The 24,447-nt window shown below is 61.9% G+C and carries 14 protein-coding genes; 6 read left to right on the forward strand and 8 right to left on the reverse strand.

Translation table 11 applies throughout. The features are described 5' to 3' along the window. Positions 1-123: 123 nt before the first annotated feature. From mprA to ABD819_RS10700, 3 genes are read right to left on the reverse strand one after another with little or no spacing between them, the layout of a single operon-like run. A complete protein-coding gene (gene mprA, locus ABD819_RS10690; RefSeq protein ID WP_345123996.1) occupies positions 124-384 on the reverse strand; it encodes an MprA protease, GlyGly-CTERM protein-sorting domain-containing form in 261 nt (86 codons plus the stop codon). A 14-nt stretch (positions 385-398) separates the two neighbouring features. After that, a complete protein-coding gene (locus tag ABD819_RS10695) occupies positions 399-6,005 on the reverse strand; it encodes a T9SS type A sorting domain-containing protein (RefSeq protein ID WP_345123998.1) in 5,607 nt (1,868 codons plus the stop codon). Positions 6,006-6,060: 55 nt separating this feature from the next. Then, complete coding sequence (locus ABD819_RS10700) at positions 6,061-7,113, reverse strand: right-handed parallel beta-helix repeat-containing protein (RefSeq protein WP_345124000.1); 1,053 nt, start codon at positions 7,111-7,113, stop codon at positions 6,061-6,063. A gap of 392 nt (positions 7,114-7,505) precedes the next feature. Between ABD819_RS10700 and ruvX the strand changes: the two genes are divergently transcribed. From ruvX to ABD819_RS10715, 3 genes are all read left to right on the forward strand, one after another. After that, positions 7,506-7,931 (forward strand): Holliday junction resolvase RuvX, encoded by a 426-nt coding sequence (ruvX, locus tag ABD819_RS10705; RefSeq protein WP_345124002.1) that lies wholly within the window; start codon positions 7,506-7,508, stop codon positions 7,929-7,931. A 92-nt stretch (positions 7,932-8,023) separates the two neighbouring features. Next, a complete protein-coding gene (def, locus tag ABD819_RS10710; protein ID WP_345124004.1) occupies positions 8,024-8,632 on the forward strand; it encodes a peptide deformylase in 609 nt (202 codons plus the stop codon). 321 nt (positions 8,633-8,953) lie between these two features. Beyond that, the gene (locus tag ABD819_RS10715; protein ID WP_345124009.1) at positions 8,954-9,931 is read left to right on the forward strand and encodes a zinc dependent phospholipase C family protein; all 978 of its coding nucleotides are present in this window, start codon (positions 8,954-8,956) and stop codon (positions 9,929-9,931) included. A 200-nt stretch (positions 9,932-10,131) separates the two neighbouring features. Here ABD819_RS10715 and ABD819_RS10720 read toward each other — a convergent pair whose 3' ends face one another. Beyond that, entirely contained in the window at positions 10,132-11,043 is a 912-nt protein-coding gene (locus tag ABD819_RS10720; protein ID WP_345124011.1) for an ion channel, read from the reverse strand. Positions 11,044-11,143: 100 nt separating this feature from the next. Here ABD819_RS10720 and ABD819_RS10725 point away from each other — a divergent pair, with 100 nt between their 5' ends. Both ABD819_RS10725 and ABD819_RS10730 read left to right on the forward strand, forming a co-directional pair. After that, positions 11,144-11,518, forward strand: coding sequence for a DMT family protein (locus tag ABD819_RS10725; protein ID WP_345124013.1), 375 nt, complete (start codon positions 11,144-11,146; stop codon positions 11,516-11,518). A 123-nt stretch (positions 11,519-11,641) separates the two neighbouring features. Then, the gene (locus ABD819_RS10730; RefSeq protein ID WP_345124015.1) at positions 11,642-13,951 is read left to right on the forward strand and encodes a patatin-like phospholipase family protein; all 2,310 of its coding nucleotides are present in this window, start codon (positions 11,642-11,644) and stop codon (positions 13,949-13,951) included. Between the two features lie 297 nt (positions 13,952-14,248). On the opposite strand, the gene ABD819_RS10735 is transcribed toward ABD819_RS10730, so the two are convergent. Beyond that, a complete protein-coding gene (locus tag ABD819_RS10735) occupies positions 14,249-14,956 on the reverse strand; it encodes an alpha/beta fold hydrolase (RefSeq protein WP_345124017.1) in 708 nt (235 codons plus the stop codon). 355 nt (positions 14,957-15,311) lie between these two features. On the opposite strand from ABD819_RS10735, the gene ABD819_RS10740 reads away from it, so the two are divergent. Then, on the forward strand, positions 15,312-15,887 hold the full coding sequence (locus ABD819_RS10740; RefSeq protein ID WP_345124019.1) for an RNA polymerase sigma factor: 576 nt from the start codon (positions 15,312-15,314) through the stop codon (positions 15,885-15,887). Between the two features lie 249 nt (positions 15,888-16,136). On the opposite strand, the gene ABD819_RS10745 is transcribed toward ABD819_RS10740, so the two are convergent. The 3 genes from ABD819_RS10745 to ABD819_RS10755 form a co-directional block, all read right to left on the reverse strand. Continuing rightward, positions 16,137-17,063 carry an NAD(P)/FAD-dependent oxidoreductase gene (locus ABD819_RS10745; protein WP_345124022.1) on the reverse strand — a complete coding sequence of 309 codons (927 nt, stop codon included), beginning with the start codon at positions 17,061-17,063 and terminating at the stop codon, positions 16,137-16,139. Positions 17,064-17,207: 144 nt separating this feature from the next. Continuing rightward, positions 17,208-20,579 (reverse strand): T9SS type A sorting domain-containing protein, encoded by a 3,372-nt coding sequence (locus ABD819_RS10750; RefSeq protein ID WP_345124024.1) that lies wholly within the window; start codon positions 20,577-20,579, stop codon positions 17,208-17,210. Positions 20,580-21,553: 974 nt separating this feature from the next. Then, positions 21,554-24,349 carry a 4-alpha-glucanotransferase gene (locus tag ABD819_RS10755; RefSeq protein ID WP_345124026.1) on the reverse strand — a complete coding sequence of 932 codons (2,796 nt, stop codon included), beginning with the start codon at positions 24,347-24,349 and terminating at the stop codon, positions 21,554-21,556. Positions 24,350-24,447: the final 98 nt, after the last annotated feature.

A 24,447-nucleotide genomic window follows, 5' to 3' on the forward strand; every position in this document is an offset into this window, starting at 1 on the left:
ATTGCAACGGTCTGTTCGCGCATGGGGAAAGTAGGAATGAGGCGGTTAGAGACCTCAAACCTACTTCTGCTCTGCCGAGCAGACTTTTTTTGTGCTCTCCAACTACTCCGCAACTTGGGTTACTTAGGCCGCCCGGCGCTGGCGGAGCCGCCTAAGGGCATAGCCCACGCCCCCGGCCAGAAGTAGCGAAACGCCGCCATCCAGTGGTATGGTCGTGGGGTCGACGGCCGGGCCGGGGCCACCACTGCCGGGCTGCGCCCAGCCGGGGCCCACGGCCAGCACTACCAGCACCAGCACGCGCACCACGGCCAGCATCGGGCCAAACCACCACAGGCTCCCGGCCCGCAGCCAGAAACGCAAACGAAGAAATGAATTCGGTTTCATAAGGAGTGGGTTGGTTAGTTGAGCATGATTTTGCGGGTGATGGTCCCCGTGGCGGTGGTTACGCGCACGGTGTAGACGCCGGCCGCCAGCCCGGTGGTGGGCACGTCGAAGCGCACGCTACCGGCCTGCGCCGTGGGGTGCGCGGCGGCGTATACCCGCTGGCCCAGGCTGTTGAGCAGCGTGAGCTGGGCCTGCGCCAGCGCGGGGGCCTGCCCGGCTACTATCACATGCGCCACGGCCGCGTTGGGCACGGGGTTGGGGTACACCTGCACTTCAGCAAAGAGCCGGGCGTTGGTGGTAGCCAGGGGGCCCTGCGCGTTGAGATGCAGCACGAAGCGGGCCGTACTCAGGCCCTGGGCCAGGGTGGCGGTGTAGGCCCCGGTGCGCAGGTTGTGCCAGGTGCCGGTTTGCCGGTCTTCGAGGAAGAGCGTGGTGGCGGGCGGGAAATTGTCGAGGCGCTGCGGCGTGAAGGTGAAGGTGCCGGCCGTCGGCGCGTTCACGCCCAGGGGCAGCGCCTGCGACTGATTACCCACCGGCAGGCCCTGGATGCTGAGGCTTTCGGGGCCGGCCTGCTGGTAGAGCGTGGGCTGCTGCCCGCCGTTGAGGATGACCTTGAGGGCATCGTAGTAGCTGTCGAAGGCGGCGGTGGCCCCGGCTTCCTGGTACACGTAGAGCACATCGGGCAGGGTGCCGGCCGTGGGGGCTTTCAGCTCCAGCTCCAGCAGGGGGCGGGTTTCGGCGGTGCCCCGGTTCTGCACCGGGCTGCTGTAGACAGTTTCGCGGGCCGCGTCGGTGAAGGTGAGCGTGACCGTGGCTGGCAGGCCAACGCGACCGAAGAAGGCCTGCCCCGAAGCTACGAGGTTGGCCCCGGCCGGGCCCACGTTATTCACGTAGCTCACGTAGGAGCCGGCGTACTGCCCGCTGCTCTGGAAGGTGTAGAGGGCGTTGTTCATGCCGGTGGGCCGGGCCAGGTTATCCCAGTTCAGCGGGGCCGGGTAGGGGTTGCCGAGTAGCTGCCAACCCGAGTTGGCGGTGGCACCGCGCGTCAGGGTCACGGGCTGGTTGCCGGTGCGCAGGGTGCCGGTCAGGCTCAGGGTGGCGGGGGCCAGATTCACGGTGTAGCCCTGGCCGGCAGCCAGCGGGTCGCCCAGAGCCGGCGACTGCCAGCCGAAGTCGAAGGTGCTGTTGCCGGTGGTGGTCAGGCGCTGCTCTCCGTAGGTAAACACCGTGGGGAATGGCGTCACCACGAACGGGTCGGGAGCCGTGTTGTAGGCCGGATTCACCACCGGGGCGGGGAAGCCGGGGCCGCGCAGGTCGGCCACGGTAGCCCCCGCCACCGGCGAGGCGAAGTGGCGGTAGCCCAGGCCGGCATTCAGGGCCGGGCTCACGTAGCGCTGGGCCGTGGCCGCGCCCGTCACGAGGCCGCCCCCGGCCGGGTTCAGCACCATGGCCGTGCCGCTGGCGTCCGATTCCAGGGTCAGGTTGCCATTGGAGGCGAGGTTGCCGATGGCCAGCCGGAGCACGCGGCGCAGGCCCAGCGGGGCTTGCAGCGTCACGCCGGCGGGGTTGGCCACCGTCAGGTTGAGGAAGCGCAGGGGGCCGCTGCCGCCCAGGGTCTGGGCGGTGGTGCCGGCGCAGAACAGGCTGGCGCTGGCCGTGTTCAGGGTACCGTTGTTGAGCAGGTTACCCTTCAGCCGGAGGTTGCCGCTGGTGCTCACGGTGGCCCCACTGGTCACCGTGAGGTTGCGAATAATGACCGCAGCCGTGCTCAGGGCCGGGTAGTTGCCCATGCCCGCCGGAATCAGGGTCGTGCTGGTGCTGTCGGGCACCTGGTTGCAGCTCCAGTTGGCGGCGGTGTACCAGTTGGTGCTCACCGTGCCGAGCCAGGTGAAGACCCCGGCCGCCGTGATGGTCAGGTTGCTGCCGTTGTCGGCCCCGATGGTGGTGGGCTGGCTGCCCACCACCCGGATGCGGTAGCCGGTGCCGGCCGCCGTGCCCGCCGGCAGCAGGCCCGCGATATTCCCCGTGCTGACACCCGTGAGCGTACCGATGCTCACCGGGCTGCCAAACGAGCCGCTGGCGTTCGAGAGCTGGGCCGTGAACACGTTGCCCGCCGTGAAGTTGCTGGCCGTGAACGGCACGCTGATGGGCGTGCCCGCGCAGTAGCTGCCCGTGATGGCCGAGGTCTGAATGCTGGCCACCGTGGGGGCCGCGTTCACCACCACCGTCGTGCTTACCGTGGTCGAGCAGCCGTTCAGCGAAATCAGCACCGAATACGGGCCCGCGTTGGCCGCCGTGGCGCTGCCGATGCTCTGGTTCGGGCCGGTGGCGGTGTAGCCGTTCGGGCCGGTCCAGGCGTAGGTCGCACCGCTGATGCCGGTAGCCGTGAGCGAGATGGATGAGCCGGCCGTCACCGGCGAGTTCGAGCCCGCCGAGGCCGTGCTCAGGTTGGTAATAGTGAGATTGGAGCCGTTATCATTACTGATAATAACGGGGCTGGAGCTTTCCAGCCGGATGCGGTAGCCGCTGCCGGCCACCGTGCCCGCCGGCAGCGTCACACTGAACGAGCCCGCCGTGGCGGCCGTGGTGCTCACCGTCCCGATAACCGTGCTGGCCACGAACGAGCCGCCGGCATCCGAGAGCACCGCCGAGATAGTATTGCCAGTCCCGAAGCTCGGGCCGCCGGCCGTGTAGCTCACCGTGAAGCTGCTGCCGGCGCACAGCGGGCCGGCAAAGGCCGTGAGGGCCAGCGTGGTCACGGGCACGGTCGGCGTCACCGATACCGCTACCGTGGCCGAGGCCGTGCAGCCGGCGGCGTTGGTGATGGTGAGCGTGTAGTTGCCCGACTGCGCCGGGGTGGCGTTGGTCAGGCTCAGGTTCTGGGTGCTGCCCACCGTGGCGCTGCCGCCGGCGGTGTACTGCGCCGTCCAGGAGTAGCCGTTGCCAGCCACGGCCGGGCCGCCGTTCAGCACGATGGTGCCGCCCTGCGCCACCGGCGAGTTGCTGGTGACCGCCACGGTCGGCACGGCGTTCAGGATAATGTTCGAGCCGTTGTCGTTACTCACGATGGTGCCCGGGTTCGAGCCCACCAGCCGGATGCGGTAGCCGCTGCCCAGCGGCGTGGTGCCGGGAATAGTGGCCGTGAGCGAGCCATTGCCCTGCCCGCTAAAACTGGTGGAGCCAATAGCGACCGGCGCGGCAAACGAGCCGCTGGCATCCGAGAGTTGCGCCGTGATGGTGTTACCGGCCGGGAACGGGTTGCCCGACACCGCGAAGCTGATGCTGCGCGCCGCTCCCAGGCACAGCGACCCGCTGAACGTGGTCAGGGCCAGAATGGGGTCCGTCGAGGTCAGTACGTTCACGTCCACGAAGCTGCTGGAAGTGCAGGTGCCCAGCGTCACGGTCAGGTTGTAGCGGGCTACGCCGGCCGTGGTGGTGCTGGTGGTGGGGCTTTGCAGCGTGGAGGTAAACCCGCCGGGCCCGGACCAGGCGTAGGTCGCGCCGGTGTAGATGGGAGTCACGCCCAGGGCGATGGCTGCCCCGTTGGCCACCGAGGCCGGACCGGTGGCCTGGCTCACCGGCGTGGTGTTAATCGTGAGGTTCACACCGTTGTCGGTGCCCGTGGTGGCGGGGTTGCTGGCCACCACGCGCACCCGGTAGCCGCTGCCGGCCGGGGTGGCCTGGGGCAGAATGCCCGTGAGCACGCCGCCGTTGGCGCTGATGCTTTGCAGGGTGCCCAGCAGCGGCGCGTTAGCCGCGAATACGCCGCTGGCATCCGAGAGCTGGAAGTTGAACGCGTTGCCCGCCCCGTAGAGCGACGTATTGGTGCTGAAGGGTACCGTGATGGTGCTGCCCGTGCAGTAGGTGCCGGGCGAAATCGTGCCCGTGGCAATAGCTTGCGGGTAGAGGTAGCTGGCCGCCGAGCAGGCGGTGCCGCCGGGGGTGGTCACGCAAATCTGGCCATCGGTGCCACCGGCCGGAGCCGCTACCGTGAAGCCATTCACCGTGTTGTTGGTGATGGCCCCGGCCGCCGTGCCGTTGAAGGTCACGGCCGTGGCCCCGTCCAGGTTGGTCCCCGTCACGGTCACGACCGTGCCGGCCGGCCCGCTGGCGGGCGTAAAGCCGCTGATAACCGGCACCGGGCAGGTGACGGGGAAGAAGAATACCCCGGCATTCGTCAGTCGAATGCCCTGCGCCACGGTGGGCAGCGTCATGCGCAGGCGGATACCCCGCACGTTGTTCTGCACCGTGGCCAGGGTGCGCGTCACGTTTATGGGCGCAGTCTGGTTGGCGGACAACGTGGCGGCGTAGGTGTCCACCACGCTCCAGGTGCTCAGGTTGGCCGACGTTTCCACGAATACCGTGTAGTTCACGGCCGTGCCGTTCACATTCTGCAAGGCGTACTGCACTTCCGAGATAGTGCGCAGCGTGGTGGCCCCCAGGTCTACCTGGGCGTGGAAGTTATTGAAGAAGGTGGAAGAACCCCCCGTCACGGCCGAGCCGTTGTACATCTGCTCCACGGCCGTAGCCGTGATGCCGCTGCCGGTGTAGCTGGCCGCGGGCTGGCCGGCGGCGAAGTTCGGCGAGTTGTTGCAGCCGCTTTTGGCGAAGGCCCGGCTCAGCACCTGGCTCCACCTGCCGCTGGCATCACGCACCCGCACAAACAGGCGGTGCTGGCCGTCGGTCAGGGCGCTGGCATCGGCCAGCAGGTTGAGGTTGGTGAGGTTGGTAGCCGGCGTGGGAATAGGCACGTTGGCACCGAGGCCATAGCCGGGGTCGGTATCAAAGTAATACTCGGCCTTGTTCAGGTTCGGGATGGCGGCCACCGTGGGGTCGTCCACGTAGAACGCCCGGTTCTGGGTCTGGCTGTACTTGCCCGCCACGTCGCGCACCCTGTAATACAAGGTGTGGAAGCCCACCGCCAGCGAGCCCAGGCCCACCGAAAAGGCAACGCCCGTGGCGTTGGTGCCGCCGCCCGTGATGGCCGCGCTGCTGCCCAGGCCGTAGCCGGGGTCGATATCCACGAAATATTCCACGGCCGCCAGGTTGGCGGGCGGCGCGTTCGTAGCCACGGGCTCCACGTAGAAAATCTGGCGGTAGGTTTGGCTCCAGCCACCGTTGGCATCGCGCGAACGGACCGACAAGGAGTGGAAGCCCGGCGCCACGCTGCCCAGGCTGGCCGTGAAGGCCACGCCCGCCGCGTTGGTGCCGCCGCCCGTGATGGCGATGACCGTGCCCGCGCCGTAGCCGGGGTCGGTGTCAATGAAGTACTCGGCGCCCGCCAGGCCCGGCGCGGCGGCCGTGCTCGTGGCCGGCTCCTTGTACAGAATCTGGCGTTGGGTCTGGCTCCAGTTGTTGGCCCCCGCCCGCGAGCGGATGCCCAGGGAATGAAAGCCCGGGGTAACCGCAGCCAGGCTCAGCGAAAAGGGCAGCGCGGCCAGGTTGGTGCCCGGCGTGGCCGGCAGCGTCACGGCCGTGCCCAGGCCAAAGCCGGGGTCGGAGTCGAGGAAATATTCCACCCGGTCGAAAGCGGGCGCGGTTTGGGCGTGCAGCGTGGGCGAGAGTATCGCCCCGGCCGCCGCCAGCAGCAGCCCCAGTCCTAGCCGGAGGTGCCGTGTCATGCGCAGGAAGTCCATTATCAGACAGCAGAAAGTGCCCGCGAAGGCACCGCCCGCTTTAGTTATTGGACCGCGTGCTGATGGTGCCGTTCAGGCTGTTGCCTGACACCGATTGGTTGAACTGGTAAATCGAGGGCACGTTCGGGATGCCGGCAATGCGATAAGGCAGTGTGCCACCGAAGGCGCCCACGTCCGTGCCGCTCTCGCCCGTGCCGATGGCCGGGCTGCCCGTGCGCAGCTGAAACGCGCCGTCGGTCGAAGCCGTGCCGCCCACGAAGATGGACGAAGGAGCAATGTTCTGCTGGTTGCCGTTGGCCGTGCCGAAAGCAGTGTTGCCGCTGATATTGTTGGTGTAGGCGTTGTTGCGCGGAGTGAATCTGCTGCCACTGCCGGCGAAGGTCAGGACGTTATTCTTGATAACGGAGTTATCCACCTCGAGGGAATTGCCACTACCGCCCGCCAAATCACCAATGACGTTATTGGAAATGAGGATATTACCGAGGCCGGCGTATTGCCCCGTGTCAGTCCTCACGCTGCCGGTGATGATGTTGCCATTGACGATAACGTTGCTGACGGCGGTGGCCACCGTACTGCCAGGATAAAATATGATTGAGTTGCCACCCGCAAGGTAGTTCTGGCGAACGAAAATGTTGCTTACGCCCACGGAGCCGATGGCGGGGTTATACCCCACGTAAAGAGCGCCAGTAATTTGGTTTCGCTCCACCGTAATGTTGTTGGCCGCAATGTTAACCCCGCCAATAACGCAGCCGGTGATGCGCGAGCCGGCGCTGCCGTTGGCGAACGTCACGGCGCCTGTCCGAGAGTCCCGCTTATCAAGCTGCAAGGCCGGGTTCTGGTCCAGGAAGTAGCCGTTGCCGATGATGGTGAGCGGCCGGACGCAGTTCAGGGGGCCGTAGGAGATATCGGTGGGCTCCAGGTAGATGATGTCGTTAGCGCTGGCCGCGTCGTGGGCAGCCTGCAGGGTGGTGTAGATGTTGACCCCCGCGATGGTGAGGCCGGAGTTGTTCACGCGGCGGATGGTCTGGGCCTGGGCGGCGAAGGTGGTGGCCAGGGCCAGCACGAAGAAGAAGGAAGCGAAGATGTTTTTCATGAAAGCGGAAAAAAGTGGGTTGAAAAATGAAAAAAAGGGCACGTGAGCAGTTAGAAAGCAGTTTTGGTCCAGCGCCAGGCAAATCAGCCTGAACACAGGAATCCCGGCTCGCCTTTTTGGCCAGATGTCAATTTATTCTTGTTATTATTTAAATCTTAACTCGCAAATATTCAGGTATGAATTAAAAAGCAACACCTACTTCCGGGTATTTTTTATTTTTTCCACAGAATTATTATTTCCATAACCCAGCCGCACAGCGCCGCACCGTGCCGGCCGAAACGCGGCCGCAAGCCCCTGGCCGGGGCCTCGGGGCCGTGTCTGCCGGCGCGGGCCCGGCCGTATCTTTGTGCCCCGCCAGGCAAGGTGCCCGGCCCCTTGCCCCGCCCCTACCCATGCCCCGCATCCTCGCCATCGACTACGGAAACAAACGCGTGGGCCTGGCCGTGACCGACCCGCTGGGCATGATTGCCTCACCGCTCGAAACCATTCACAGCAAGGATTTGGTGGCCTACGTGCTGGCCTACCACCAGCGCGAGCCGTTGCGGGCCATCGTAGTGGGCATGCCGCGCACGCTACTCAATGAGCCCACCGACGTGACCAGCGCCGTGGTGGGGCTGCTGCGCACCCTGCGCCGGGCCCTGCCCGAGCTGCCCATTCATGAGCTCGACGAGCGGTTTACCTCCCGCATGGCCCACGCCACCATGCTGGCCGGCGGCCTGGGCCAGAAAGCCCGCCGCGACAAAGCCACCGTCGACCGCATCAGCGCCACTATTATTCTGCAATCTTTTCTCGAATCGCCGCTCATGCGGGAAGTCTGAAATTAATGGTTAGCGGTTAATGATTAGTGGTAAATTATTGACTACTTATTTACGCATTAAACACTAACCACTAATTATTAACCGTTAAAAAAATGATTTACTCCATTGTCGCCATCGGCGACCCCGTGCTGAAAACCAAAGCCAAAAATCTACCCGCCGACCTGCCCGCCGCCGACCTGCAGCAATTGGTGGCCGACATGTTCGAAACCATGTACTACGCCCACGGCGTGGGCCTGGCCGCCCCCCAGATTGGCAAGGGCGTGCGCCTGTTCGTGATGGATTCGGGGCCGATGGTGGAATTGGACGAAGAAGACCTGGCCGAGCTGGCAGAAGGCGAAACGCCCGAGGCCGGTATCAAGCGCGCCTTCATCAACCCGGTGATGGTGAGCGAAACCGGCGAGCAGTGGGGCTTCGAGGAAGGCTGCCTGAGCATTCCCGGCGTGCGCGAGCTCGTGAACCGCCACGCTGACATCGTGCTGCGCTACGAGGACGAAAACCGCCAGGTGCACGAAGAGGCCTTTTCGGGCATGGCCGCCCGCGTCATTCAGCACGAGTACGACCACCTCGAAGGCGTACTGTTTACCGACAAGCTTTCCGCCTTCAAAAAGCAGCTGCTGAAGGGCAAGCTGGCCCGCATCAGCAAGGGCGACGTGAAGCACGACTACCGCATGAAGTTCGCGGGCGAGGGCCGGCGGCGATAGGGCGGCCTATTCGACAGGAAATTGATAGGACCTAAAAACTGGCATACCCGCTGTGGTATGCCGGTTTTTTTTCGTTTTAGCTGCTATAAGTAGGTCGTGGGAATTAGTTTGACTTATCAGCACGTCATGCTGAGCCCGTCGAAGCATCTCTACCGCTTCGCTGAACGGCCCTACTGAAGCGGTAGAGATGCTTCGACTGCGCTCAGCATGACGTTCTTTTTTATTGCAAAGTAATTTACCCGACCTACTTATCAAGAAATGTTAGCCTGAAAACGGGATGAGGAAGCGTGGGATTTATCACCAGCCGCGTACCTTTTCATCGTGAAAAAATACGGCTACCTGCTCCTGATTTGTTTGCCGCTGCTATTGGTGGCCCGCCAGGCCCACGCGTGGGGCTTCTTTGGCCACCGGCTGCTGAACCGGCTGGCCGTGTACACGCTGCCGCCGGGCATGTTCGGCTTTTACAAGGCCAATATTGACTACCTGACCGTGAACGCCACCCGGCCCGACTCGCGCCGCACGGTGGTGCCCGGCGAAGCTCCCAAGCACTTTCTCGACGTGGACCGCTACGGCGATAGCGCCGAATACAAGCTGCCGCGCAAGTACGCCGATGCCGTGGCCCGCTACGGTGAGGACTCGCTGCTGCGCCACGGCATTGTGCCCTGGAACGTGGTGACGATGAAAAACCAGCTCACGGCCGCCTTCAAGGCCAAGGATACCGACCGCATTCTGCGCCTCTCGGCCGATATGGGCCACTACATCGCCGATGCCTGCGTGCCGCTGCACACTACCCGCAACTACAACGGCCAGCTCACCGGCCAGCGCGGCATCCACGGGCTGTGGGAATCGCGGCTGCCCGAGCTGCTCAGCGCCGACTACGACCTGTTCAGCGGCAAGGCGCAGTACCTGCCCAACGCGACGGACGCCATCTGGGCGGCCGTTATCCGCTCGCACGCGGCCGTGGACTCGGTTTTGCTATTCGAAAAGCAGGTCACGAAGGAGTTTGCCGAGGACCAGAAATTCGGCTACGAGCAGCGCGGCAGCCAGACGGTGCGGGCCTACTCGCGCGAGTTCAGCAAGGCCTACCACGCCAAACTCAATGGGCAGGTGGAACGCCAGATGCGCTACGCGACGGCCCTCATCGGCAACTTCTGGTTCACCTGCTGGGTAGACGGCGGCTCGCCCGATTTGCGCCAGATTCAGTATACGCCTTCCGAAAGCGAGCAACAGCGGCTGGCGCGTGAAGCCAAAGAAACGGCCGTAGCCCCGGTAGTGGCCGCCCCGGGCCACGATGAGTGATGGGTGAAACTTGTCATTGCGAGGCCACAGGCCGTGGCAATCCGTCCTGTTCTTAGCGACCAGCCCTGAGTCATGACAAGCGTTGTTGTGGGGCGGTGTCAAGGCTTTTCACTACGCAAAGCAGGGGCTGGTCACATCTCAGGGTTGGTCGCTTTTACAGGACGGATTGCTTCGTCGTACCTCCTCGCCATGACAGACAATTACCCCAGCGACTCGGTCAGGTGCAGCTGGTCTAAATCGAGCACGGCGATGCCGTCGTCGTCTACTTCGTAGGCGCGGATGAAGCGGCGGTGCCACTCTATCTCGTCGTGGGTGTAGGAGTTGCGGGCGTGCACCTCCTGGGCAAAGGTGTCGTCGTAGCCTTTGAGCTGAATGAGGATTTCCACGTCGAGGCGGGCATAATCTTCGGCCGTGCGCGCGTGGAGCGGGCTTTCGGGGGTGATGTCGTGCACGATGGTCCAGCTCAGCGGAAAGAAGCTGACCTCGCTGCGTTCGAGCGGCAGGAAAGCGTAGGTTTGGTTATTGGTGCCGGGGTCGATGGTTTTGAGCAGGACGCGGGCTTGCAGGTTGATAAGCGTGTTGTTGCGCTGGTTGGCGATGCGAAACTGCAGGCAGGGTGTGCCATCGGGCCGCCGGCTGATGATGGCCGTGTGGCTGAAGTGAATGCGGGCCGTGGGCCGCGAAAACCGCCCATACAGCAGGCCCGTGGCCAGCGCAAACGTGAGCACGCCCACCAGCGCCTCCACGCTGCTGATGAAACCGCTGCCGTTGCTGCCCGGATAGACGTGCCCGTAGCCGACGGACGTGAAGGTTTGAATCGAGAAGAAGAGCGCGCTCAGAAAATCCTGCCACCAGCCGCGCGGGGCGGCCACGCCGGGCAGGTCGTCGAGCCCGAGCACCAGGTAGGCCCCGGCGAAGGCCACGTTCAGCACCGTAAAAAACGCCACCACCACGCCGATAAACGGCCACCACTGCATCTGAATAAGCCACTGGTAGGAGTCGTGCCGGTGGGGGCCGCCCCGCCGCCGCACATTGAACGTACCGTCGTGATTGATAGCGCGCTTGGTGCGGCGCGAGAATTTCTCGCCGATACCGGGGTCCAGAGTAGCCATACAAGAGCGAGCTGAAGAATAAGGACAACAAAATAACGCCACGCCCGGACAAGCGCCGCGTGCCGTTCTTATCATGCGTCAATCATCGCCTCCTGTTTCGATGAAAGGCATTTATTCGCTGGTCCTGCTCACCATCTCCAACCTGTTCATGACGTTTGCCTGGTACGGGCACCTGCACCTGTTCAAGAAAATGGCCTGGTTTGCCGAACTGGGCATTTTTGGCGTCATCATGGTGAGTTGGGGGCTGGCGCTGTTCGAGTACATCTTCCAGGTGCCGGCCAACCGGCTGGGGTTTGAAGGGAATGGTGGTCCGTTCAGCCTGTTTCAGCTCAAGGTTATCCAGGAAGTCATCACCCTCACGGTGTTCACGCTGTGCGCGGTGTTCGTGTTTAAAACCGATAAGCTGGGCTGGAACCACGTAGCGGGCTTCGCGCTACTGGTGACGGCCGTGTATGTCATCTTCAAAAAATGGTGAGCCCCCGCTGCGGCTGGCAGGCATGAGGACTATTACTTTCGACCGCCAAAAAACCCCACAGCCCGGCGCGGCGTACCAGCCGCAATAAGGCCACGCCTGGACCAACCTGTTTCCTGCATCTATATGACCCTATTCTGCTCTCGAATACTGCTGGCGGTGCTGCTGGCCGGCGCTGCTTTCTTGCCTGCCCACGCCCAGAAAGTGGGCCTGGTGCTCAGCGGTGGCGGGGCCAAAGGACTGGCTCACATCGGGGTGCTGAAGCAGCTGGAGAAAAACCACATTCCCATCGACTACATCGTGGGCACGAGCATGGGCGCGGTGGTGGGCGGCATGTACGCGGCGGGCTACTCGCCGCAGGAAATCGAGCAGATTGTGCTCAGCCCCGAGTTTCAGAACTGGACTTCGGGCGAGCCGCTGGAAAGCAAGACGTTCAACTTTCTCACGGCGGAGCCTTCGCCCTCGGCCCTGCGCCTGGGCATTGCCATCGACTCCACGTTTCAGGCCCGCATCAGTACCAACCTGGTGAACGACCTGAACCTGAACCTGGCCCTGGCCCGACTGCTGGCCCCGGCCTCGGCCAGCGCGCAGTACGACTTCGACAAGCTGTTCGTGCCCTTCCGCTGCATGGCCTCCGAGGTATTTACCCGCCAGGTAGTGGAGCAGAAAAAGGGCGCGCTTTCCGACGCCATTCGCAACTCCATGTCGTTTCCGCTGGCGTTCCGGCCCATTCGCAACCTCGACGGTAAGTACTACTACGACGGCGCGGTGTACGACAACTTCCCCACCGGCACGATGAAGAAAACCTTCACTCCGGACATCATCATCGGGGTGAATGTGGGCGATGTGGCCATGAAGAAGTACCCCAAAAACGACGATGCCCTGCTGGGCAGCACCGTGGCCTTTCTGGGCACCAGCGTGGCCGACACCCTGAGCGTAGGCAAAGACGGCATCTACATTCAGCCCGATTTGGAAGGGATGGGCGTGGGCGACTTCGACCGGGTGAAGGACTTTATCGCGGAAGGCGACACGGCGGCGCGGCGCAGCATGGATAAAATAAAGCAGCGCATCGGCCGCCGCGTCGATTCGACGGATTTGCAGAAGCGCCGGCTGGCCTTCCAGGCGCTGGCCCCCAAGCCGCGCTTTATTGAGGTGAGAGTGAACGGCCTGCGACCCGACCAGAACGAGTACGCGGCGCGCTTCTTCCGCCGCTCGGGCCGCGACTACTCGCTCGATGACATTGAGGAAGGGTACTACCGCCTGGCCTCCGACGACTTTTTTAAGAACATCTACCCGCGCATTCGCTACGATGCCGAGCGCAAGGGCTACATATTCAGCGTGGATGCCCGGCGCAACAACAACGTGAGCACCGAAGCCGGGTTTGTGCTCAGCAACCGCCCCATCGACAACCTGTATTTTGGCCTGGAATACCGCTACCTGCGCCGCCTGCTCTACACGGCTTCGGCCGATGTGAGCCTGGGCCGCTTCTACAACGGGGCGCACGGCTCGTTCCGCATCAACGTGCCGGCCAGGCTGCCCTATTTCATCGAGCCGGAAGTGACCTACAATCAGTGGGATTTTCAGAACACGGGCGGCGTACTTGGCCGCAACGTACTCAACACCCAGGTGCGGCAGCAGGACACCAAGCTCGGGGCGCAGCTCGGCATCAGCCCCAACTACCGCAGCCGGCTGCTGCTCGATGTGGCCACCTTCGTAACCAAAGACGAGTACACCAATTCGAGTGAGATAAACTCGGCCGACGTGCTCGATGCCACCGTTTTCCGGGGCGCGACGGCCGCCCTGCGCCTGGCCCGCAACACCCTCAACCGCAAGCAGTACGCCACCAGCGGCCACCGTTTTGTTTACACCCTGCGCGGCGTCACGGGCTTGTCGACGTACACGCCGGGCTCCACGGCGCAGCAGGATGGCAGCTCGCGGCGGCACGAGTGGCTGCAGTTTCGGGCCACCGTGGAGCGCTATTTTGGCTTCAAAAAAGAACGCCACGCCTGGGGCTATTTCGCCGAGCTGATGGTGAGCTCGCAGGGCACGTTTTCGAACTACCGCTCTTCGCAAACCACCGCGCCCGTATTTGCGCCCCTGCCCGACTCGCGCACCCTGTTTATGGATGCTTACCGCTCCTCCCGCTACGCCGCGGTGGGCCTGCGCTACACCCAGCCTTTCCTCAACAAGCTGGAGTGGCGCACCGAAGTCTTTGTTCACGTCAATGCCCAGCCCCTGCGCCAGGGCGACCTGCAGGTGGCCGTGCGCCAATCGGGTTTCGACCGGCCCCGCCTCACGGCCAGCACCGGCCTGATTTTTCAGTCGCCGGTGGGCCCCGTAGCCCTCCAGGGCCGGTTCTACGACGACGCTTCCGAGCGGTTCGGCATCTACGGGCACCTGGGCTACCTGCTGTTCCGGAGCCGCGCGCTGGAATAAGCCAGCCGCGAGCTCGGGCTTTACCCGCTATTTAAGTTGTTGATTATTAAGCACCCGTGCAGAAGCAAGCGTATGCCCCGGTCCGACCGCCCCAGGCGGTCCGACCGGTTGTCGTTGGACCGAAATCGTTGGTGCTTCAACCGGTCAGACCGCCTAGGGCGGTCAGACCGGCAGGCCCGACTCGAATACGGTTACTTCGGCACCAGTACGTAGTTGACAGTTGTTAGCAGACCGGCAATCACCTGACTAACAACAAGCAACGAGCAACTGACAACCCATTTACTTTTGAACGACTGCTTACCCCACCAACCCGGCGATGAGCTCGGGCACCTCCAGCGGCAGCAAGTGGCCGGCCGCTACCACCTGGCAGGCGGTACCGGCCGGCAGGCGCGGCAGGGTCTGCGCGCGTTGCGCGGCCGGCGTAATGGCGTGGTCGTGCGCGCCCACCAGCAGGTGGCAGGGCACGGCCACGCCGGGTAGCTGAGCCGAAATATCCTCCCGGCTGCCGGTCGTGAGCCACACGTTCCAGGCGGGCTGGGAGCAGCGCAGGTTATCGGCCACAACGGCCTGCCGGACGGTAGCGGGCAGCGGCTGCCAGGTGATTTTCTCAAACGTTTTTTCGGCCTCAGCCGCCTTGCCGTAGGCTGCCAGCGCGGCCGCGCGGTCGTCGTCCGTCATGGGCTCGCCCGCCGGGGGCGAGGGCGACAGCAGCACCAGCCGCCGCAGGCCCGCCGGCTGCCGGGCGGCCAGCGCCAGCGCGATTTTGCCCCCCATGCTATGCCCCAGCAGCGTAAAATCGGTGAGCGCATGCCGAGCCACGTAGGCGGCCACCCAATCGGCGTAGGCCCGCACCGAGTAGTCGAACCCGGCCGGCGCGGGCTGCCCACCAAACCCGGGCAGGTCGGGGGCCAGCAAGGCGGTATCGGGGGAAAGCAAGGGCCGCAGGGCATCAAATTCGCGACCAGCGCCGGCCCAGTAGTGCAGGGCGAGAATGGTATGGGGCATAGATTTTTGGAGGGCTGGGGTTTGCGCGGGGCCGGGCCGGCACGATGAGCGGCCGGCCCCACCGGGGCTGTGGGTATGGGAAGCGGCGTGGTGCCCTTCCCTGCCTCGTAGTAACTGGTTTGGGGCCCTTCCGGGTTTGATTTTCTTTCCTTCCACTTTCGTGGCGGCTCCTGATACAAACCGCCCGCCAGTCCCTTCCGTAGATTTTCGAGCTATTACCAATCCGACGTCCCTTATTTACCAACCTGCGTATTATAACTTTTTACTATTTTTTTCCATCCATCCTTTATCCAGCTAACCGCGCTAGTGGCCTTTGCCGAATTGCCAGGAGCCTGTTACTACATCCTTTCCATGTATGAATTCAGCTCCGGCATTGCTCACGGCGACGGACGAAGAAGTGCTTGTGCAGCGCCTGCTGGCCCGCGACGAGCAAGCACTACGCCTGTTGCACGACCGCTACGCCAAAAATATCCTGGCGGTACTAATGCGGCTGGTGCGCGACGAAGCCCTGGCCCAGGATATATTGCAGGAGGGCCTGCTCAAGGTGTGGCTCAGCATTGAGAGCTACGCGCCCGAACGCGGCCGCCTCTTTACCTGGATGGTGCGCGTGTGCTGCAACCAGGCCATTGACGCTCTGCGGAGTCCGCGCTACCGCTTCCACAGTCGCAACAAGCCGTTGGAAACCGGCGGCGTCAGCCAGGCAATGGCCCCGGCCACCTTCAACCCCGACCACATCGGCCTGCGCGAGCTGACGCTCAAGCTCAAGCCCCGCCAACGCGAGGTAATCGACCTGCTGTATTTCGGCGGCTGCACCCAGGTAGAAACCGCCGAGGAGCTGGGCATTCCGCTGGCTACGGTGAAAACCCGGGCGCGGGCGGCGCTGAACATGCTGGCTCAGTTGACCAAAGAGCAAGCAAAAGCTGGCGACTGAGTAGTCATTCAAAAGCAACTGACAACTCATTTACTTTTGAACGACTGCTTAACTCTACTTTGGCAGGTTAGCGTGTTTTCACCGCAGAAGACGCAGAAGAGTCGCAGAAGAAACGCAGAGGCCGTTCTTCTGCGACTCTTCTGCGAAACCTTCTGCGTCTTCTGCGGTGAAAACAGCGGTATTGGAAGCCGCTGCAAGCAGCCGGTTATGACTTGCCAAAGTAGAGTTAATGACTAACAACTTAAGCCGCTACCGCGGGCACTCCTCGCGGGTCAGGTTTTCGTTGATGATGATGGCGGCCCGGTTACCATCGGCGGCGGCCAGCAGGGCCTGTTGGGTACCGGGCGTGGTATCGCCGGCCGCGTACAGGCCGGGAATGGAGGTGCGCAGTCCCGAATCGACCCAGACGGCTCCCTTGCTGGTGAGGCGCGCCCCCAGGTCGGCGGCCAGGGGGCTGCGCTGGTGCTGGGGCGCGTGTAGAAACAAGGCGGCCCGCTCCAGCAGGTCGCCGTTGGCAAACTCGATGCAGCGCAGGTCGCGGGCCGGCGAGCCGATGAGCCGCACCACGGCCTCTTCGCGAATGCTGATTTTTTCGCGGCGCAGGCGGCGGCGGGCATTGGGCGTGAGGTGGCCGGGGCCATCAGTCACTACTATCACATCGCGGCTCCAGCGGCTCACCAGCAGCGCTAGCCCCGTCACGGTACTACCCTGCCCGTACACGGCCAGGGGCTGGTCGCGCACTTCCCAGCCGTGGCAATACGGGCAGTGCAACACCCCCCGCCCCCACAGCTCGCGAAACCCCGGCAAGGCCGGCAGAACATCGGACACGCCAGTGGCCAGCAGCACCCGCCGGGCCGTCACCTCAACCAAGGCATCGTCGGCGGTGCCGTGGCCGGTAGCCCGAAAGCCTTTGCCCTGTCGAGCAAGGGTTTCGATTTTCAAACCCTGAACCTCCACCGTATCGTAGGGCTGCAGCTGCTCCTGCCCGATGCGCAGCAGCTCGGCTGGCCGGATGCCGTCACGGGTGAGAAAACCGTGTACGCCCGGTGAGCACTCGTTGCGCGGGGGTCCGCCATCGGCCAGCAGCACCCGGCGCAGGCAGCGCCCTAGCGTGAGCGCCGCCGACAGCCCGGCACTGCCCGCGCCAATGACGAGAACGTCGTAATCGTAGGACATCAGAAAAAACAGTATCAGGTTCGGAGGTATTAACCCAAAGCTTGGCAGCGAGGTTGTGCCTACGCATTGGCCCAAAGCAAAAGAAGGTCCTCCCCGGTGTGGGGAGGACCTTCTTTTTCGTATACCGGCGAGCCGGGAGCATCCTTATTCTTTAATGAGGCGCTTGGTGAGGTTAACGATTTCGCTGCCGTTCTGGCCACGCACCAGCACCGTGTAGGTGCCGTTGGCGAGGGAATTCAGCGTCAGAACGTGGGTCAGGCCGGCGCTAAGCGTCGTGTTCATCACCACGCGGCCCGTGGCGTCGAGCAGGCTTACCTGGTAGGTGCCGGTGGGCAGCTGCGTCAGGTCGAGCGTGCTGGTCATCTTGCCCGGATTCGGGAAGAGCGTGATGGCTGGGGCTGAGGCCAGCGCTTTGACGAAAGCCGCCGTGCGAACCGGCGAGTAGGTCGCCGTGCCATCGGTGTCTACCTGCTGAAGGCGGTAGTACACCGTGCTGCTTACTTTCGCGCCGATACCAGTGTCGGTCAGGGCGTAGTCCGTCGGGGCCGACTTACTGCCCTGGCCTATCACCTGGCCAATTTTCACGAAGTCGGTGCCGTTGAGGCTGCGCTCCACGTTGAAGTAGTCGTTGTTCTTCTCCGAGGCCGTGTTCCAAGCCAGTTGCGTATCCACGTTTTTCACTGCAGTGGCCGTGAAGGCTGTCAGTTCTACCGGCAGCGGGGTCTGGACAGAACTCGTGCGGTAGTCGGCTTCCGGCTGAGTAGCTACTCGCTTAGGAGCCATAGACGGCGACCCACCGTAAGCCGGGTCGTACAAGTCCACCAAACCGTTAAAGTTGTCGTCGTGATAATAGAAAGAGGCTGGGTCGAGGAAAGCTGGAATCTTGTCGCCATTCACCGTCTTGCTCACCAGTAGAAAGTCCGAGACCGACGTACTACCAAAAGGTCCTGCTATTTCATAATATTTAAACTTTTCCGGGTTGGCGGCGGCGAAGGCGCGGGCCTTGGCCACAATCTCATCACCTGCCAACCCGTTGCCGCTAACGTCAAAGCCTTCCGTCCAGTCAGCCGTTTGCCGATAGATGGGCAAAGCCGCCCGGCTGGCGTTATCGTTGTCGGAGTCGGTGTCGAAGATATCAGCGGTTGCATCGGTGTCCGAGTTAGTAAGTGTGGTCAAAGCTGCGCCGGCTGTTACCGTACCGCCCGGTGTGGGGTCATAGCTATTATCTAGGCCATCTTTATCCGTATCCGTCCCGCTTGGAGCAATATAACCTGCAGTAGTCTGGGCTTCTCGGTCATCAGTAATGCCGTCGTTATCGGAATCAATGTCCAGAAAATTGTAATTTTTGCTGGTCGCGGTGCCACTGGTGCGCTGGTCGCTGTCGCTGTCGGTGAGAGTGTATCCGCTGACATCGGTTTCGGTCGCGACTACATTATTGCCACTTTTAGCGTAACTCACGCTTGTTTCGATGGCATCGGGCAAACCATTGGGCCCCACACCGGCCGAAGTCCCGGCAGCCGTAGCCCTAGCTACGGCAGTGGTCACAAACCGGCCTTGCGCAACGTCAAATAAACTTTGGTACGTGTAGGTGTTGCCGCCAGCAGTTACCGTTACAGGTCCGAATGTTTGATTCGGAACCGTGTTGCCATTTGCCTCAAAAGCATCCGTCAAACCATCACCATCAGCATCAAGGTCATTATGGTTAGGAATACCATCTCGGTCGATGTCAAAAAGGTCATTTACGCCGTCGCCATTAGTATCGAGGAATACACCAAGGACGGGATGCACGTAGTTTACATCTAAATAATAAGGTACTGCCGCACCCGCAGCAAATGCGCTAGGGTCCACATAATTGGCATTGCCTGCGGCTACCCCCGTGGGCGAAAAGCCTTCCACGGCATCTAGTACACCATCATTGTCATCGTCGATATCAACGAGGTCGTCTACTCCGTCTTTGTCGTTGTCGCAGGCGGTGGCATATGTAAAGGTTTTGGCACCCTGGAATACGGTAAAGCCGTAGGTCCAGCTGTTCACCGTATAGGTGTTGCCTTGGTCAGTACTTACGCCCCATAGGTGAACGCCCGGGGTCGAATCGACGCCAGTAAGTTCCACTCCCTTGGTTGTAAAATTGGTTAACCGCGAATCGTCCCAATACAACAGGTCGTATGCCGCAGTATTGGGGCGGGTATTGCGTATCCGAAAGCCGTCGGGATTGCCCTCCGCATCATACACCGGAAAGTTGACTGTGGCACCCCGGCTCACAAAGTTGTATTTTATAACCTGTCCGGTTGGGGTCACGGTAGCTCCGTTTTTGTCTTTGCCGTCCCACACGATGGTATTAAAGCTTCCTCCGGCTACGAACTGCTGCAACAACCGGTCAACTCCATCATTGACGTTATTACCATTCAAGTCGATAAGAATATCGAACGAACCGGTTTCGTCGCTGCGCGTGGTGAATGCCACTTTGGTTACCCCAGCCTGGCAAAACGCGGCTGCGCTGGTACTCACGGTTGGAGTAGCAGCGCTTGGGTAAATGGCAGCATCCGGCTCGTTCACAAAGTTTGCGTATTGCGGGTAGCTGGTGCGGCTGGTCTGGCTTTTCTGCCGGTCAGCCACCGTGGTGCGCGTGGTAGCATCATATGTCGAACCAAATTCGTTGCTCACGAAATAGAAAACCAATGGACGCATCCCTGCCAGTTCCACTTGCTTCACAAAATACTGGCCCGGCGTTTTCTTGCTTTCTACCAACGGGTACAGGTTGAACGTAGCTGAAAGCCGGTTTTGAATGGCACCTGCAGGTCCCGAGGAAGTACCCGCCGAAAATGCCCAGTGTTTGCTGTAAAGGCGCCCTGGTTTCTCCACACCGGCGTTGGTACGCACAGTAAAGTCCCAAAAGTCATATTCGGAGCGCTTAGCATTGTCCGTCAACCCGCTTTCGCCGACTTGGGTAAACTCAATGTAAAATTCCTGGGCACTACCAGTAGTATTGGTATAAGTCAGCGGCGCATAGCCGCCTGCAGTGGGTAGTGGTCCCGCTTGCGCTTGCTGCGCGGTAGTAATCACTCCAGCCCCGGGTAACAGCAGCGATTGGTTTGTGCTAGCTTGGTCGCGCGCCAGGGTCGTGGTTTGCACCACGGTACCGGCACCCACGCCGTAGCGCAGAGTCAGGGTAAGGTCGGCTTGCGCGGTCGTGGACTCCGGGCGGGAATTGCGGCGTACGCCGTAGTAGAGCACTTCATTAGGCTCTATGTGCACATACATGCGATAATCTTCTGAGAAAGGAATCCCCCCGGTACCCGTCCAGGTGGCTGGTTTCAAAAAGCCTAGCGACGCGTTGTCGGTAACAACGTCATGCGTCAGAAAGCCGGCCCGGGTGTTGGCCGGGTCAGTCAGAGCAGCACCTGGGTTTGTGTTGGGGGTAAGCTGTTTGGAACCTTCAGCTATTGCGCCTAATGTCGAACCCAGCAATGCCAGCGCACCCAATAAGCATGTTTTAAGATGTAAGGATATGGTCATTTGAAAAATTAGGATGAATGAAAAAAGGCAAGACTTGATGACTTACTTATTAGAAACTGCTAAAGCACAAGTCTTTTAAGTCAGTTCTTGGTATCAGACTTTATTATGAGGCTAGGCCTGGCGTAAATCAGCAATTATCTAGACAGTAAGTAAATCTACTTTTGCTTACTGTGGACTGAAATTATTTTATGCCAACTATTAATTTCACCCGGTGAATACATATGCAAAGCCGGTGAAAGGGCGGAAATCATTTTTTAGTATCTTGTTTTAATTTAATAATAAATTGAATAGAGGACGGTTTGGTGTAGCCTACTAATACCTAACAGCTTGTCGTAACGCAGTACAAATTAACTATACTAATACCCTTACCAACAACACATTCTCGATTAAATCATATAAAAAGAATGAAAAACCTGTTAAACATGCTTAATAGTGCTTTCACTACCTAATAAAGGGTAGAACTTTCTTTTGGAATTAACGTGAGGCGGCGACTGAACTCCCTTCCTTTCTGGAAAAACAACAGGCGCTAACTTCATGGTAATACGCTGCTCAACCTATCTGCTTTAACGGTGCCCAGGGCCCGTACCGCAGTAGCTTCTACTAGCCGTTCTGCGGGAAAACGCCATGAACTCGGGCCTGTCAGCACCAGCTGCCGCGACGGCTACCCATAATGCCTTTACCGAGCGGCTCTGGCCCACAGTTCGATGGAAGAATAGTCGCCAAAGCCTCGGCCGACATTGCCTCAGCCAACCCTCGACAGCTTACCAAACAAGGTCGGCAAAACTGGTTATTTTTGGAGGCTACCCGGTGCATGAACAGATGCTGCGGTCAATACTTAACAAACGCCTATTGCACAGCAGGCCCTTTACTGACCCAATACAAAAAGGGTAGTAGCCACCCAGTGAGAACTGAGTGGCCACTACCCTTTTTGTAATTGCGCCGATGGGCAAAAACTGCTTTTATGTCGCCTGACTCTAGCCGCGGCCGCTGGCCACCACCAGCCCATGCAGCGGCTCATTGAAGCCCACGGCCTCGACCAGCTCTTCCAGGGGCAGGTGCAGGCGGTACTTCCAGAAGTGGGTGGGGTTGCTGGGCACGTTGATTTGCTCCTCGTGCGGGTTGGCGCGGCGCAGGCTGCGGTCCATGGCCAACAGGTCCTGCAGGGGCATGATGGCCCACATGGCCGGTGCGTGCAGGTGCTGCACCAGCATCTCGCGCGCCACCCAGGGCTCGCAGTAGAACGGGGCCACCTCGCGCCAGTGGCCCAGGATAGTTTCGAAGAAGCGCTGGGTGCGCACCCGGTCCTCTTCCCACCAGCCGCGCAGCGTGCTCATGTCGTGGCTGCTGGTCGTGACCACGCTCAGGTAGGGCGCGGCGTCGGGGTGGCCGAATTCGGTTTCGGGGTTGGCGGGCATGCGCTGGATGTGCAGGCCCAGAATGCCCAGCTCCTTCATCACACCGGGTACGGAGGCGGGCACCATGCCCAGGTCTTCGCCGCAGATGAGCATATCGGTGGCGTAGCGCACGGCCGGCAGCTTCACCAGGCCCTGCTCACGCCAGAACTCCTCGTGACGACGGAAGAAGAAGTCCACGTAGATGTCGTCGTAGAGGCGGCGGCGGTCTTCGTCGGAGTCCAGCTCGCGGTACGAGTAGCTCTTGTTCAGGGTGATGCGGGGGTGGTAGCAGTCGTTGCCGGCGGGCACGAACAGCACCTCGTTCACCAAGGCAAACAGGCCCTTTTGCAGCCAGGCAAAATACTCGGCATGCGCTGGGTGGTCGGCTACTTTTTGGGCGATGTAGGATTCAATTTTGCGCTGGTCGCTTACGGCTTCCTTGAGGTGGATGCGGCCGTAGCTGGCATCGTCCAGGTACTCGTCGAACACGGCTTCGGCCTCGCCCTGGAAGATATCCTGGAGCATGTGCCAGCGGATGTAGGGCTCGCACAGGCGGCTGTAATCAAACCAACCCAGGCGGCGCTCAATCTCGTGGCGGTGCAACGGCAGCGCGGGCGCAAAGTGCCCCAACAGGCCCTCCACCGACTCAATGGGCATTTCCCAGATGCGGAAGAAGCCCAGGATGTGGTCGATGCGCAGGGCGTCGAAGTAGCGGGCGAGGTGGCCCATGCGCTGCTTCCACCAGGTGTAGCCGTCCTCGGCCATGCGCTCCCAGTTGTAGGTGGGGAAGCGCCAGTTCTGGCCGGTGGTGGAGAAATCATCGGGCGGGGCCCCGGCCTGGCTATCCATGTGGTAGAGCTCGGGCTGGGTCCAGGCATCCACCGAGTGGCGGTAGATGCCGATGGGCAGGTCGCCCTTCAGCACCACGCCGCGGCTGCGGGCGTAGTTCACGGCGGCCAGCAGCTGCTTGTCGAGGTGGTACTGCACGAAGAAGAACAGGCCGAACTCGTCGTAGTCGGGCGCGGTTTCGGCGGTCAGGGCCTCCAGGTTTTGCGGAGTGCGGAACCCGGCGGGCCACTGCTGAAAATCGGCGGTCCCGAACCGGTCGCGCAGGGCCGAGAACGCGGCGTAGGGCACCAGCCAGCCGGCTTCGCTGGCCCGGAAGCTCTGGTAGTCGGCATCGGCGAGGAAAGTCTGCTTCTCCTGCTGATACAGCAGCCGCAGGAATTTCCACTTCGCGGCCATCACCGGCGCATAGTCCACGAAATCCTTGGCGTTGAACTCGGCTTTAAGCGTCACCAGCTCCCTGGCGGCTTTCTTATCCTTGAGCGCCGCGATGCCTTCGAGGTGAATAAACTGCGGGTGCAGGGCAAACACCGAAATGGCGGCGTACGGATAGGAATCGACCCAGGTGTGGGTGGCGGTGGTGTCGTTGATGGGCAGAATCTGCACCAGCTTGAGGCCGGTTTGCACGGCCCAGTCGGTGAGCAGCTTCAGGTCGGAGAACTCGCCCACGCCGAAGCCGCTTTCGCTGCGCATGGCAAACACGGGCAGGGCCACGCCCGCCCCGCGCCAGGAGCTGGCGTAGCGGTAGCCTTCGTCGTTGAACACGCGGGCGGCAGTATGGCCAGCCGTGGCGGCGGGAATTATCCGGTCTTCGCCGCTTTCCATGTCGAGGGCCTGTCCGGCCCGGGCATCCCACATGGCGTACTTATAGAGGCAGTCCTTGGTCGGATTCTGGAGTTTGACGGTGGCCGCCCAGGTGGGGTAGTCGGCATCAGTCAGCACGAGGGCCCTGGTATTGTCCCAGGCCCCCAAAGCGGGGTCCGAGCCGAGCACGCACAGGCTGAGCTGCGGGTCGACGCGCGGGGCGAGGAGGCGAAACACGATTTCGCCGGCGGCGGGGGCGGTAGTGGTGCCTGGTGCCTGGTGCTTAGTGCCTGGCGGGGAAGCGGCAGCAGCTTTGCCTTTTTTAGCTTTCGCGTTGGGCGCGGCCGCTGCGGCCGCTGCGGGCCGCTGGAACAGCGCTTTGGTGAAGGCGGCGGTCAGCAGCTCATTCTCGGGCTGGGCGGGGGCACGCCAGTAGTCGGCCAAATGCAGGCGCGGAGCGCGGGCGGCGACGTACTTCACCGTGCGGTTCGGTCCGGATTCCCAGTGCTCGGCCCCGTCGTTGGCATCCAGCAGCACGTACTTATACGCCAGCTCAGCCGAGGCATCGGCTACGGTCAGCTCGTAGCTCCAGCAACCGGTGGCATTATCGTAGCTCATGGGAGCCGCCGCCGCCAATTGCCAGTTGCCCAGGTCGGGATGCGAACCGCAAACGGCAAGCTGCTGGCCAGGAATGGTACGATAGGGGATAGAAAAACGAAGAATCATGCGGTCGCAACTGGAGTTTGGGGCCTGCAAGATAAGGCCGGTAGGCGGGTGTCGGTATGCGGCTACCCTCGCCGCGGCGCAAAGAGTGCGGCTGCCAA

The organism is Hymenobacter antarcticus (assembly GCF_039539545.1).
In the GTDB taxonomy this organism is placed as follows: Bacteria; Bacteroidota; Bacteroidia; order Cytophagales; family Hymenobacteraceae; genus Hymenobacter; species Hymenobacter antarcticus.

What these genes read in the sequence shown, in the direction of transcription:
- mprA (WP_345123996.1), bottom strand. Translation starts at nt 384, where the DNA reads ATGAAACCGAATTCATTTCTTCGTTTGCGTTTCTGGCTGCGGGCCGGG.
- ABD819_RS10695 (WP_345123998.1), bottom strand. Translation starts at nt 6,005, where the DNA reads ATGACACGGCACCTCCGGCTAGGACTGGGGCTGCTGCTGGCGGCGGCC.
- ABD819_RS10700 (WP_345124000.1), bottom strand. Translation starts at nt 7,113, where the DNA reads ATGAAAAACATCTTCGCTTCCTTCTTCTTCGTGCTGGCCCTGGCCACC.
- ruvX (WP_345124002.1), top strand. Translation starts at nt 7,506, where the DNA reads ATGCCCCGCATCCTCGCCATCGACTACGGAAACAAACGCGTGGGCCTG.
- def (WP_345124004.1), top strand. Translation starts at nt 8,024, where the DNA reads ATGATTTACTCCATTGTCGCCATCGGCGACCCCGTGCTGAAAACCAAA.
- ABD819_RS10720 (WP_345124011.1), bottom strand. Translation starts at nt 11,043, where the DNA reads ATGGCTACTCTGGACCCCGGTATCGGCGAGAAATTCTCGCGCCGCACC.
- ABD819_RS10725 (WP_345124013.1), top strand. Translation starts at nt 11,144, where the DNA reads ATGAAAGGCATTTATTCGCTGGTCCTGCTCACCATCTCCAACCTGTTC.
- ABD819_RS10730 (WP_345124015.1), top strand. Translation starts at nt 11,642, where the DNA reads ATGACCCTATTCTGCTCTCGAATACTGCTGGCGGTGCTGCTGGCCGGC.
- ABD819_RS10735 (WP_345124017.1), bottom strand. Translation starts at nt 14,956, where the DNA reads ATGCCCCATACCATTCTCGCCCTGCACTACTGGGCCGGCGCTGGTCGC.
- ABD819_RS10740 (WP_345124019.1), top strand. Translation starts at nt 15,312, where the DNA reads ATGAATTCAGCTCCGGCATTGCTCACGGCGACGGACGAAGAAGTGCTT.
- ABD819_RS10745 (WP_345124022.1), bottom strand. Translation starts at nt 17,063, where the DNA reads ATGTCCTACGATTACGACGTTCTCGTCATTGGCGCGGGCAGTGCCGGG.
- ABD819_RS10750 (WP_345124024.1), bottom strand. Translation starts at nt 20,579, where the DNA reads ATGACCATATCCTTACATCTTAAAACATGCTTATTGGGTGCGCTGGCA.
- ABD819_RS10755 (WP_345124026.1), bottom strand. Translation starts at nt 24,349, where the DNA reads ATGATTCTTCGTTTTTCTATCCCCTATCGTACCATTCCTGGCCAGCAG.